The organism is Phytoactinopolyspora halotolerans (assembly GCF_010550675.1).
Classification (GTDB): domain Bacteria; phylum Actinomycetota; class Actinomycetes; order Jiangellales; family Jiangellaceae; genus Phytoactinopolyspora; species Phytoactinopolyspora halotolerans.
In genome coordinates, this window is sequence record NZ_JAAGOA010000016.1 from 69,719 (window position 1) to 82,314 (window position 12,596).

General features: G+C 68.2%; 10 protein-coding genes and 1 tRNA gene. 3 read left to right on the forward strand and 8 right to left on the reverse strand.

Translation table 11 applies throughout. The features are described 5' to 3' along the window. Positions 1-91: 91 nt before the first annotated feature. The 4 genes from G1H10_RS21175 to G1H10_RS21190 all read right to left on the reverse strand — a co-directional run bounded on the left by G1H10_RS21175 (position 92) and on the right by G1H10_RS21190 (position 5,714). A complete protein-coding gene (locus G1H10_RS21175) occupies positions 92-922 on the reverse strand; it encodes a HoxN/HupN/NixA family nickel/cobalt transporter (protein ID WP_163741475.1) in 831 nt (276 codons plus the stop codon). Beyond that, positions 919-1,653: a hypothetical protein gene (locus G1H10_RS21180; RefSeq protein ID WP_163741477.1), complete on the reverse strand. Its 735-nt coding sequence runs from the start codon at positions 1,651-1,653 to the stop codon at positions 919-921. The genes G1H10_RS21175 and G1H10_RS21180 overlap by 4 nt, the downstream gene beginning before the upstream one ends. A gap of 74 nt (positions 1,654-1,727) precedes the next feature. Further along, positions 1,728-5,243 carry a lamin tail domain-containing metallophosphoesterase family protein gene (locus G1H10_RS21185; RefSeq protein WP_163741479.1) on the reverse strand — a complete coding sequence of 1,172 codons (3,516 nt, stop codon included), beginning with the start codon at positions 5,241-5,243 and terminating at the stop codon, positions 1,728-1,730. A gap of 156 nt (positions 5,244-5,399) precedes the next feature. Continuing rightward, positions 5,400-5,714 (reverse strand): DUF3467 domain-containing protein, encoded by a 315-nt coding sequence (locus tag G1H10_RS21190; protein WP_163741481.1) that lies wholly within the window; start codon positions 5,712-5,714, stop codon positions 5,400-5,402. A gap of 110 nt (positions 5,715-5,824) precedes the next feature. On the opposite strand from G1H10_RS21190, the gene G1H10_RS21195 reads away from it, so the two are divergent. Then, positions 5,825-5,900, forward strand: a tRNA-Lys gene (locus tag G1H10_RS21195). Between the two features lie 82 nt (positions 5,901-5,982). Here the strand turns inward: G1H10_RS21195 and G1H10_RS21200 are convergent. Next, complete coding sequence (locus tag G1H10_RS21200; RefSeq protein WP_163741483.1) at positions 5,983-7,074, reverse strand: DNA polymerase III subunit beta family protein; 1,092 nt, start codon at positions 7,072-7,074, stop codon at positions 5,983-5,985. A gap of 298 nt (positions 7,075-7,372) precedes the next feature. Here G1H10_RS21200 and G1H10_RS21205 point away from each other — a divergent pair, with 298 nt between their 5' ends. Beyond that, positions 7,373-7,783, forward strand: a complete 411-nt coding sequence (locus tag G1H10_RS21205; protein WP_163741599.1) for a type II toxin-antitoxin system RelE/ParE family toxin — start codon at positions 7,373-7,375, stop codon at positions 7,781-7,783. Next, positions 7,780-8,112, forward strand: coding sequence for a helix-turn-helix domain-containing protein (locus G1H10_RS21210; protein WP_216853513.1), 333 nt, complete (start codon positions 7,780-7,782; stop codon positions 8,110-8,112). Before G1H10_RS21205 ends, G1H10_RS21210 begins: the two co-directional genes overlap by 4 nt. Before the next feature lie 79 nt (positions 8,113-8,191). On the opposite strand, the gene G1H10_RS21215 is transcribed toward G1H10_RS21210, so the two are convergent. From G1H10_RS21215 to G1H10_RS21225, 3 genes are all read right to left on the reverse strand, one after another. Further along, the gene (locus G1H10_RS21215; RefSeq protein WP_163741485.1) at positions 8,192-9,109 is read right to left on the reverse strand and encodes an NADP-dependent oxidoreductase; all 918 of its coding nucleotides are present in this window, start codon (positions 9,107-9,109) and stop codon (positions 8,192-8,194) included. A gap of 163 nt (positions 9,110-9,272) precedes the next feature. Next, on the reverse strand, positions 9,273-10,136 hold the full coding sequence (locus G1H10_RS21220) for an oxygenase MpaB family protein (RefSeq protein ID WP_163741486.1): 864 nt from the start codon (positions 10,134-10,136) through the stop codon (positions 9,273-9,275). A gap of 114 nt (positions 10,137-10,250) precedes the next feature. Then, positions 10,251-12,416, reverse strand: coding sequence for an MMPL family transporter (locus G1H10_RS21225; protein ID WP_216853514.1), 2,166 nt, complete (start codon positions 12,414-12,416; stop codon positions 10,251-10,253). Positions 12,417-12,596 lie beyond the last annotated feature (180 nt).

Consider the following 12,596-nt stretch of genomic DNA (forward strand, 5'->3'; position numbering starts at 1 on the left):
TCCGGTCATCCGGTTCCATCCGCGCAAAGAACCAGGACCACACGACGCTAGCGGCACGCCGGCCGGCTGCCCGGGGCGGCACGGACCGGCATCAGCTGTCCGCCAGCATCGGAATCAGATCGGCCAGAGCGACGGCCACCAGGACGCCACCACCGACCAGCACGGCGCATGCGCCGGCCAGCGGGACATAATGTGCGAACCGCCCCAGCCACCGATACCGCCCGGCGCGCTCATTCAGCCAGTCCCGGCCGGCCAGTACGACGAGGCCGGTGGCCAGCACCGTGGTGCCGAGCCCCAGCCCGAACACCGCCACCATGACGACGGCGAGCTCGGCTCGGCCGGTGAGCAGACCACTGATCAACACGAGGAAGGCCGCCGGCGACGGCACCAATGCACCCACCGAGGCGATACCCGCCAAGCCCGCTCTGGACCACGGATCAGCGCCGGCGGGTGGCCCGTGGTGGTGCGGGCTCACGTGATGAGGCGAGCTCCCGCGATGAGGCGGGCCGCCGTGGTGGTGTGACCCGTGTGATACATCGGCAGCGACCGGTACCCGGTCGCGACGGAAGGCCCTCCAGCGACGACGGCTGACGGCGACGCCGAGCGTCAGCACCACGACAGCGACGAGCATCTGCCCCCACGTCGTCACCGTCTCGATCGAGACGGTTTCGTTGCCGGTGGTGACCCACCACAGCAGGCCGAGAGCCAGCACCGATGCCGTGTGCATCCCGGCGACGATGCCGGCCAGCGCCACCGCATGCCGCCGTCGGCCCTGCTCGCCCAGCAGGTACGCCGCCACCATCGTCTTGCCGTGACCTGGCCGGAGCGCATGCGCCGCACCGACGCCGGCCGCGATCAGCACCGCGACCGGCGCCAGGACCGTGTCGAACGCCCGGACCATCGCGGCGTCCAGCCCGTTCACGGCAGCTCTCCGCCACCGGACGCGCCCGGCGCTACCGCCCGGTCCTTCCGCCGGCCCTTCGCACGCGCCGTCCACGCTGCGCCCGCAAGCGCCGCGATCGCGGCGCCGATCCACGCCGCCGCGGTGATCGACGGTCCGGTACCCGTGGCGGCGACCCCGAACTCCCACGTCTGGACGTCGTCGTCGACTGTGTACAGCGCACGGCCGGGCGACGTCGAGCCGTCACCGATGGCCGCCGTCCGGTACGCCTCGTGAACATCAGTCAGCGTGGCGACCTCGATGTCCACCACGGTGACCGGCTCAGGACAAGAAAAGGTGAGCTCAGCGCCGTCCCCGACCAGCTCATCGAGACGCACCTTCCCGGCACACGGCTCGCCCGATTGCCGCACTGAGATCCGCTCCGCGAGGTAGGCGGCCACCTGGCGCGAGGACGTGAGGCGTTCGGCGTCGGTCTCGCCGACCGGCTCGGGCGCGGCTGTGGGGCCGACGTCGAAGACGATCTCGCGCCGGTCTGGCAAGGCGCCTGACACCCCGCCGAGGACCAGCAGGTCGTCGGCGGGTGCGGACCAGCGCACGGTCACGACCTCGGCGTCCGCTGAAAGCTGCACGGTCTGGGGTTCCCCGAACGGGTGTGCCTGTGCCGGTTGAGCGGCCACCCCGACGCCGAGCGCCGCGGTGATGGTGAGGGCGGCCACCCGCGCCCACGCATGGTGCGCCGGTTTCTCGTCCATGGTGCGCTGAGCGCTCACTGTTGAGCCCGAAATGTCCGCTCCGGGCGAGCGCTCAGCGCACCATGCCCGCGGCACTACGACGCCTCCGCGGCCACATCCATCGACCAGACCGGCGAGAGAGCCCGGCGGCCGCCGTCGTCCTCGGAACGCACGTACCAGGCGTAGGAGGCGCCCGGCTCCAGGTCTTCCCAGACGATCGCCGCCTCGGCTCCCGCGGCCACGCGCTCGGCACCCAGTTCCGCCGACGGCGACTGCCACACCACCCGGTCGGCCTCGACACGCTTGTCGTACACGTTGTTGAGGTCGACGTCGACGGTGAACTCGTCATCGGCGTCGTCGTACCGGTCCTCCGGGTCGTACTCCCACGCGTTGTGCTCGTCCAGGCGGGGCGAGTAGGTGTTCACCGCCATCTTCTTGGCGTCCAGATCCACCTGCAGCAGCCGCAGGAACCCGGTGTCCCGATGGCCGTCGCGCACGTAGCCCTGATAGTTCGCCATCATCTCGACGACGACCCGGCCCTCGACGCCGCCGACATCCCGCTTGATGTTCAGCGCCACGCCGTGGAAGTGGCCGGACAGCACCATGAAGACGTTCTCGTTCGGCAGGATCAGTTCGTCCCAGAAACGCTGCCCGAGCGAGGTCCACCGGTACGTGTCCGGGCTGGACAGCGTGCCGTCGGCGTGGATGTACTCGTGGGTGGCGAAGACCACGTTGTGGTCGGGATGCGCCTTGACCACCTCGTCGGCCCATTCGATCGCCTCGTCGCCGGCGAAGTATCCGAGGTAGACCATGAGGAACTTCGCGCCGCCGATCTCCATCACGTCGTAGTGGTTCTGGCTGTCGCCCTCACGCCAGGCGGCACCGAAGGAGTCCTGGCTCTCGAACCGCTCAACCGGGAAGTACTCGTTGAACAGCGTCTTGTCCCGGCCCCATTTGTCGTCGTGGTTGCCCGGCGTAACGCCGTACGGGTGCCCGCCACGTTCCAGGATGCCCATCACGTCGGAGGCGAACGCGTACTCGTTGCGCGCCCGGGCCTCGCTGTGCGTACCGTTCAACCAGCGCTGGATGAGGTCGCCGGTGTGGAACGTGTAGGCGATGTCGCGCGCATCCTGGTTGGTGACCAGCCAGCGGTTGATGTCGACGAACGACGGCCGGTAGCCCTCGCTGAGGAACTGCGTGTCCGTGACGTAGCCGAGCGCGAAGTCGTACTCGGCCGGATCCTTGAAGCCGAGGTTCGGCTCGTCGGCGTCGTCGGCGAACGCCGCCTGCGTCGCCGGGCCGTCCTGAACCAGGATGTCCATCCGGCGCCCACGCACGTGTACGCCGTACTCCACCTCGCCGATCAGCGTGATGCCCTCGTCCGAGTAGCCACCCGCGGCGTCGACCAGGTCCCACGTTTCCCGCTTGTGGTTCCACGCGTACATCTGCAGCTCGTTGCCGCCCGTGGAGCGGCCGCTCCAGGCGATCTCGGCCGTGCCGCCGACGCCTTCGGACGCGGTCAGCTCGTAACGCTGGAACGGAAAGCCGTCGCTCGACTCCACGACGACCGGCTCGCCGCCCGCACCGGCGCCGTCGTCGGCACCGTTGCCGTTGCCGTCGCCGTGACCCGGCAGGGTCGTGCCGCGGCGCAGCCGCTCCCCCTCGATCCGGCGGCTCTCCGGCGGCGCCTGATCCGTGACACCGGTGTAGACGCGGGCGGCCCGCTCGTTCACCGCGATCTGCCGGGATCCGTGGAAGCTGAGCTCGGCGTCGTCGCCGGTCGTGTGGCCGGCGACGACGCTCAGCGTCGCATCCGTACCGTCGACCGCGTCCGGCGTGGCATCGTCTCGCTCGGCGGGCAACGGCCGCGGCGCCGGCTCCACATCCACCGGGGCCAGCTCGTCGTCGTCGAGATCCGTTGGGGCACGCAGATCCTCCGGCAGCCCGCCCGGAGTCCGGTCCGCGACGACGAAGTCCGCGGCGTTCTCGCCCGTGCCCTGGAACCGCTGGAATGTCTCTCCGGCGGCCGTGTCGGCGATGTTCATCACCGACATGGTCTGAGTGCAGGGGCTGAACGACTCGTCGTAGACGCCGACACTGTCCGCGACCCGTCCATCCGCGTCGTAGACGACCAGGCCGAACCCGTCGGCGGCCATCCCGACGCCGTAGGACGCGTCGAAGTCGCCGTCGCGATACATCGGAGAGCTCTCGTGAACAGCCACGTAGGTTTCCCCCGGGGCGAGCACGACCCCGTCGTCGACGACGATCTGCGGGTTCGCGTTGCGTCGGCCGTCACCCTGACAACGGTGGACCGCCCAGCCTCCGATCGAGACCGGCTCGTCGCCCATGTTCGCCAGCTCGAAGAACTCGTCGGCGCCGCCGGCGGGTCCTTCGTTGACCAGTTCGCTGACCTGGACACCGGTCTCCACCCGCTCCGGGTCCACGTCCGTGTTCGGATCGGGGTCCACCAGCTCACCGATCGACCGAGGCGCCTTGGTGAAATCGGAGGCGTTGTCGCCGGTGTTCTGGAATCGCTGATACGTCTGGTCGAAGCCGTAGTCGAGCCGGTTCGGCAGCGCACTGCCCTGCGTGCATGGGCTGCCGACGGGTGCCTGATGGAATCCGTCCGCCTCGTAGACACCTGCCGCGTCCATGATGTTGCCGTCGGCATCCTCGAGCATCGCGCCGAAACCGGCATTGGCCAGGCTCACGCTGTACCGGGCGTGCGGTACGCCGTCGGGCACATCGACGACGGTGTGCGCGGCGACGAACACCTGTCCCGGCTGCAGGACCGTCCCGTCCGGGACCTCCGACTGCAGGCTGTCCGGAGTCCGGCGGCCGGAAGCCCAGCAGCGGTAGAACTTCCAGCCGCTGATGTCGACGGCCGCGTCGCCGTAGTTGGCGAACTCCACGAAGTTGTCCGAGCTTCCGGCTGGACCGCCGTTGGTGAGCTCGCTGATCAGCACGTCACTGGGTTGCACGCCCTGATCGGGTTCGGTGGCGTTCGGCTCGCCCGGCGTACGGCCTGCCTTGATGAAGTCGACGGCCGTGTCCCCCGTGGTGTCCACCCGCTGGTAGGTCTGCGCGCGGCCGCCGTCCAGGTCGTTCGGCAACGGAGTGCCATTCAGCGCACACTCGCTGTCCACGGGCGCGGCGTAGACGGCCACAGAGTCGACGAGCCGTCGATCCGCGTCCTCGATCCATGCGCCGAAACCGGCGTTGGCGAGGCTGACGCTGTAATGAGCATCGACGTTCTCACCGGTGAAACTGTCGTGTGCGATGACGAAGGTCTCTCCCGGCTCGAGTTTGACGCCCTCGAGCGTAGGCACCTGCGGGTCGTAGACCCTGCTGCCGGTCGCGGCGCACCGGTAGATGCTCCAGCCGTCCAGATCCGCTGTCTCGTCACCGAAGTTGGCGATCTCGATGAAGTTGTCCGGGCTGCCACCCGGACCGTAGTTCGTCAACTCGCTGATCCGCACGTCCGGGCCATGGGCGGCCTGTGCCGACGAACTCGACACGACGAACAATCCGGAGGCGGTCAACGCGAGGATCACCAGGGCCGACACCACGTGCGGCGAGAACCGATTTCTACCCGCAGACGAAATGACCATGGCGGGCAGACTGTCGGAGCACGGTGAACCTCAGGTGTCCGGAACCTCACTAACGCCCGACGTCGTCCTCAATGTTCTGTCTGCGCCGTTGGTCCGACTGCCACGCCCCGGCGCGCCGGTAAACCCGTCGGCGCCGGCACGGATCGCGGCGGCGAGTCAGGAGTCCTCGCTGCGTTTCTCCTTCTTGCTATACGAGCGCTCCCACATCGACAGCTGCTTCTCCAGGCCCTTCATGATCTCGAAGACCTGACTCGGTGGGATGCGCACGCGGGACACCACACGGGTGGGAACCTTCGTCACTCTCTCCCCGTCGTCGCTGACGACCGATTTGGGCGGCCGCTTGACCACAGCGAAGTCGAGAACGAACGCGTCGGGCGTATGCCATATCGAGGCGAAGTCGGCGTACGTGCCCGGCTCCACCTCGCTAGGGATGTCGATGTCGTACTCACGCCGGCCGGACTGGTTTGCCATGGTTGTTACGATCTCACAACCCTTCCCGGCCCGTGCCCGCGGCTGGCACACGGCGGTGTCCATATCGATTTCACCGTGCGGGCAAGCAGGTGCTAAGCTTCAGCGTCGTTGCGCCGTTAGCTCAATTGGCAGAGCAGCTGACTCTTAATCAGCGGGTTCGGGGTTCGAGTCCCTGACGGCGCACCACTCGACTTCTGACCATAGGCGATACAGGCGGCATATCGTCTCGGGGACGCGATCCCCCAAACGTCTCTTTTCCGGTTCGCCCTCATAGCCGCACCGGCATGAGCAGCGAGACGAAGTGCTCGTTGTCGGGCACGCTGATCGCGAGCGCCGATGTCGGTCCGCCGAGTTCGAATTCGAGCTGCTCCGCGCCCGGAGCGTCCAGTGCGTCGAGAAGAAACGCCCGGTTGACCGCGACCGACCCTGGACCTGGAGCCTCATCGCCGTTCGCGACGGCAATCTCTCCCCCAGGCCGGGCGACGAGAACGACGACATCGGTCATCATGCCGTCCTGCTCTCGGTACATCTCCTTCGTCGGCCCCTCCGCGAGGCGCTCCTTCAGCTGTCCGGCGTCGACCAGGTGCCGCGAGCCGGCCACACGCTGCTGCAGCAGCCGGCGGTGGTCCGGGAACTCGCCCTTGACGTCGCAACCACTGATCTGACCTGCGGTGGCTGTGATGGTGATCTGGTCACCTTCGAGATCCACAGTCGCTTCGCCGTCGTCGTGGTCGAGCAGCATGCGCGCGTGGTCGAGCACGGCGACCGGCGCGACGACGCTCGCCGGACCTCCCGTCCGCACGCGGGCGGGCACGTCACATACGGCGAGGCGGTACCGGTCTGTGGCGACCAACCGCAGGCACGACTCGCGCACCTCGACGAAGACGCCGCACAGCGCTGGCCACGCGGGGTCGTCGCTGACGGCGAAGCGCACACCGTCCACCGCGCGAACGAAGTCACTGGGGTCGAGATCTGCACTCGCGGTCGCCACCGGCCACGTCGCCGACGTCGGCTGTCCATCGGCGAGCAAACCGCGAAGCCGCTGCACCTCGCGACGGGCGTCCTTCAGGCCGTCCTCGAGCCGCCGCAGGTGCACGTCGAGGATATCCCCGGCCGCGGAACCACCTGCGTGCTCGTCCAGCACGGTGACGATCTCATCCAGCGGCATGCCCACCCGGCGCATGCCGGCGACAAGGCGGGCGAGGCGGACCTGCCCCGCGGCATATCGGCGATACCCGGTCGCGGGGTCAACAGCGGCAGGGACCAGGACCCCAGCACGGTCGTAGAAGCGCAGCGCGCTGACACTCAGGCCGCTGACCCTGGCCATATCACCGATGCCGCGGAGCTCGTCGTCGTTCATGAACGAGACCCTGGCACCTCAACCAGGTCGAGAGTCAAGCGCAATCCGTTGATGCCCGACACAAGGCCGCGCATCACGGTGACCAGTTCCCGCGCCCTCTGATGTCGCCGATTACGCGTTCCTGTGGATAGACGAGTGCTCGCCGGAGAGTTGTCCACACAGACAGCAACCAAGTAGATCTCATTCAGAAAAACGGAAACTATAGGTGGCATGCACAGCTTTACTGGCTCAAACATCATCTTAGTGCTGCCATCGTTCTCAATCACCGCCCCCTGCGTGGCCATGCCCGTACATGAGCATGGAAGCGGTGGTAGTCTTGCAATCTAGAACGTCAGGCTTCTATGGCTCCGACGGCCTATGGGCCGTGTATGAGCATCCGGAGGTACACGAATGGTTGTTGTCTCTCAAGGGGACTGATGCGGCTACGCGGGTTCAAGCTGCGATCGACCTACTCAGCGAACACGGCCCGGGGCTAGGGCGACCGGTGGCAGACGTCGTCCGGACCTCGCGCCACACGAACATGAAGGAACTGCGGACAGGCAGTACCCGCATACTCTTCGCGTTCGGCCCCAGGCGGCAGGCAGTTCTGCTGGTGGCGGGCGATAAGAGGGATAAGTGGCAGAGGTGGTATCGGACAGCGATTCCACTTACCGACGACCGGTTCGACGAATGGCTCGTCAACCTATCAGCGGACAGGAGCGAGCGGTGACAGAAGCACAGAGGATGAACGACATGTGGCCTCGCTGGGATGAAACGAGAGATCACCTCGGCAACGATCCTGGACGAGTTACAGACGCCCGCGCCGAGCTCGAGGCGGAGATCGCCGCCTACCGCCTAGCGGAGATCCGAAAAGGGCAGCACCGGACACAGGCAGAGCTTGCAGACGAGATCGGCGTAAGCCAGCGGCGCGTGTCCGAGATCGAGTCGGCTGACATAAGCCGAGCCGAGGTCCGAACGGTGAGTAGATACATTGAGGCGCTCGGCGGCACGATGCGACTGGTTGCCGAGTTCCCTGGTCGAAGCGTCGAGCTCCGCTGAACGAGCCGTCACCCGTAGCGTCAGTTCGGCGGGCAGCGCTCGTCAGCCCCGTCCACGGTAGCCCCGTCATGCCGCGACACTAGTCGAGGGTCAGGACGACCTTGCCCTGGACGTGACCGGTCTCCACCTCGCCATGCGCGACGGCGGCCTGGTCGAGCGGATATGTGGCCTCGACACGTAGCCGCAGCTCACCGGCCATATACAGCTCGACGAGCTCGGCGAGGCGTGCGGCCGAGTTCTTCAGGCCGAGGATGCGGATACCGTAGTCGCCCGCGTACTCCTGCCCGGCCAGGGTGCCGATCCGCTCCTTGTCGCTCACCAGCTCCGTCGACGCCCGGATCGCCTCCTCGGTGCCGACCGCGTCTAGCGCGGCATCGACGCCGTCCGGCGTCGCCTCGCGGACCCGCTGCACAAGGTCGCCATCGTACGTCACCGGCGTCGCACCCAGCTCCCTCAGGTAGTCATGGTTGGGTTCGCTCGCCGTCCCGACGACGGCGGCGCCCCAGGCACGAGCGATCTGGACCGCCATCGTCCCGACACCGCCGGCCGCCGCATGGATGAGGACCGTCTCGCCGGCGCCCACACGCAGCGCCTGCAGCGCGGTGTGCGCCGTCTGCCCGGACGCCGAGAGCGCGCCGGCCTCCGCCCACGACATGCCGGCGGGTTTGGCGACCAGCTGGTCCGCCTTGGCCAGGGCGAACTCGGCATGCGCAGCACCGACCGTAGGCCCGAGCACCTCGTCGCCCACCGCGATGCCGGCCACCTCGTCGCCCAAAGCGTCCACGACACCGGCGGCTTCGCCCCCGCTCCCCTGCGGGAACCTCGCGGGCGCCCAGGCCGCCGTCTCCCCGCGACGCTGCTTGACGTCGAACGGTTGAACCCCCGCGGCCTTCACCCTCACCCGCACCTGACCGGGACCCGGTTGCGGCGGCTCGACCTCGACGATCTTGAGCACGCCGGGATCGCCGTACTCCTCGTACACCACTGCTCGGCTCATCGACGGCTCATCCTCCTCGCTGCCTCGCCCACTGATGACACCGTCTCACGTCGTGGCCGCGCCTCACGACAGGCAGGCTCGCCGGGCGGAAGTCGAGTCGGCCGCCGGGCCGCCGGGCCGTCGAGTCTGCCGTCGAGGGAGTCGCTACACGGTCCAGCCGTGGCTAGCCCTGGTCCGCGACGGACGCCTCAGCGCGGCGCAGGGCATCCCGGTAAATCGGGCCTTCCCGGATCGGCAATACGCCGATCACGCTTCGCAGTCCACGGACGGCAAAGGTCGCCGAGATATCCGTCGTCACGATTCCGGGTGCCCGGTACAGGCGGCGTGCCCAGCGCGGGAGCAGGGCGAACGCCGTGCTGGAGACAGCCAACCAGGCTGGCCGCCCGATGGTCCAGGAGAGCCGGCGGGGCATCGGCGGCACGGCCAGGAATCTAGCGACGTCCCGCGCGGCCGGCGTCAGTGCGAGCTCCGGACGGACCGTCCGGTAGTACTCGGCGATGTCCGCCGCGGATGCCGGGACGATGGCCGGGTCCAGCCCGACCAGCTCAGCGGCGCGCAGCTGCTCGGCGTAGTAGCGGTCGACCTCATCGGCGGTCAGCCGGACACCGGCGCGCGTGGCCGTGGAGAGGAACGACTCGACCTCGGTGACGTGCACCCAGCGGAGCAGATGCGGCTCGTCGATGCGGTATTCCTCGCCGGTGTCCGGGTCGTGCGCACGCAACGGTTCGTGGATGCGGCGGATACGCTCTCCGGCGCGGCACGCGTCGTCGGTGGTGCCGTAGACGACCGTCGTCACATACTCAGCGGTGCGCATGAGTCGGGCCCAGCAGTCCCGGCGGAAGTCGGAGTTCTGCACTACACCGGCAACGGCCCGAGGATGCAGCGCCTGCAGGTACAGCGCCCGCAGGCCGGCGAGCCAGAGGATCGGCTCGGCGTGGACCCGCCAGCTCACGCTCTGCGGTCCGAACAGCCCGAGGTCGGGCCTCTCCGCCGCCTGGGAGCGCCCGACGTCAGACGTGACCGACATGCTCATATCGTGACATATCGGACACGAGTGCCCGCGCATCGCCATGATTGCCGGGGATCGCTGGTGTGATCACCCCAGCAATCCCCGGCAATACGGCGTACGACGAGCCGTGATCTACCCGATGGGTTCGAGAACGCGCGTGTCCTCACGCGTCGGATCCTCCCGGCGGCCGCGCAGGAACCTCGGCGCCCACCAGTTGGCGCGGCCGAGCAGCACCATCAGCGACGGCAGCACGACGGCCCGAATCACGACCGCATCGATGAGCACGGCGACCGCCAGACCGACGCCCATCTGCTTCATCTCCACCACACGCATCGCGCCGAACAATGCGAAGATCGCCACCATGACCAGCGCCGCACTGGTGACCACGCCGGCCGAACGGGTGATCCCCTCACGGACGGCGTCCGGTGTGGACAGACCGTTCCGCACAGCCTCCCGGATCCGGCTGACCACGAAGACGTGGTAGTCCATGGACAGTCCGAACAGGATCACGAACAGGAACAGCGGAATCCACACCACCACCGAGCCGGTCGAGGTGAAGTCGAGCAGGCCTTCGGCCCAGCTGTTCTGGAAGACGAGCGCGAGCACCCCGAACGCGGCCGCTGTCGACAGCAGGTTCACCGCCACCGTGGTCAGGCCGACGACGACGGAGCGGAACGTCAGCGTCATCATGATGAACGCCAGACCCAGCACGAACGCGATGATCCACGGCAGCTTGGAGGACAGGTTGTCGGTGTAGTCGAAGTTGCCGGCGATCTCGCCACCGACGGCGTGCTCGGCGTCGACACCGTCGAATGCCTGCGGGATCAGCTCCGCCCGTAGCACCTCCAGCGACCGCTCGGCCTCGTCGGAGTCCGCCGAGAACGGCACGCCCACGGTCAGCATGGCGGCCGAGCCGTCCTCGGCGACGTCGATCTCCGGCGCCTGGTCGTGGGCGAAGCTCTCGTCGCGCTCGACCAGCGTCGACAGCTCGTCCAGCGCGGACGAGACCGCGCCGATGTCCTCGCCGGTGGCCTCGACGGCCACCACGTGCGTCGCGCCGGTGCTAGGGAATGACTCGACGAGGCGGTCGTAGGACTGCATGACGGGCAGGCTGCGCGGGAAATTCTCCTCGTCCGGATTGCTCAGGTTCATTCCGAGCGCAGGAATCGCCAGCGCGATGAGCGCGGCCACCGAGGCCATCAACGTGGTCCCCGGGTGTCGCAGCGCGGGGCGCAGCACCGTCGGCCAGAACCACGCCGGGCGCGACTGCGCCGTGAGCCGCCACACCAGCGGTACCCGCGGACGGTCGACGAACCGGCCGAGCTTGGCCAGCAAGGCGGGCAGGACGGTCAGCGAGCCCGCCACGGCGACGGCCACCACCAGGATCGCCCCGGTGGCCATCGAGGCGAAGTTCATGTCGCCGGCCAAGTACAGACCGGCCATCGAGACCGCCACTGCCACGCCCGAGACCACCACCGAATGCCCGGAGGTCGCCGCCGCGATCTCCACCGCCTCGATCGTGCCCCGTCCCTTCGCCCGTTCCTCGCGCTCCCGGCGCAGGTAGAACAACGAATAGTCGACCCCGACGGCCAGCCCGATCAGCAGCACCAGGTGCGTCACCGTGCCGCCGTCCGGAACCGCGTGCGACGCCAGCGCGTACAGCCCGATCGCCGAGCCGACGGCGGAGATGCCCAGCAACACCGGGACGCCGGCCGCCAGCAGCGCACCGAACGCGAGCAGCAGTACCCCCAACGTCACCGGCACGCTGAGCATGGCGACAGTACCGAGGTCTTCCTCGAGCATCTCGAAGAAGCTGTCCGTGACCGACGCACCACCCGCCTGCTCCACCAGCACGTCCGGATACGCCTGGTTCACCTCGGCCGTCACGTCGAGCAGCGGCTGCACCCGCTCGTCGGCGGTCTCCGGGTCACCGTTCATGGTGACCGGAACCAGCAGCGCGTCGCCGTCCGGGGACGGCACGGCCTCACCCACGCCAGCGACCTCGTCCAGCGCAGACATGCGCTCAGCGACGTCCGTTGCCGCCGCGTCCGCGGCACCGGAGTCGAACGCGCCGGCCTCCGCGGTGATCAGGACGTTCTCGGTCATCGGGCGTTCGAGTCCGGCGTCGGCGATGATCTCATCTGCTCGACCCGCCTCACCGACGCCCAACTCCACGTCCGTGGCTTGTTTGATCCCGGAGAAGCTCATGGCGCCGATGCACAGCGCGAGGAAGACGAACCATCCCGCGATGGCTCGCCATGGATGGGTCGCGCTCCAGCGCGCGACCCGGACGGTCACGGGTTGACGGGTTGATCGTGTTGATCGTGTCGTGGACACCGCACGGCCCTCCTGGGCGTTCGAGAACGGTCAAGATCATGAGTCGGCTTGTCGGTTCCGCGGGTCCGACGCATCGAGAATCGGGCAGATCCCCGACGCCACCTCCAGGACCGCGGTGGTGGATCGATCCGGTGTCTCACA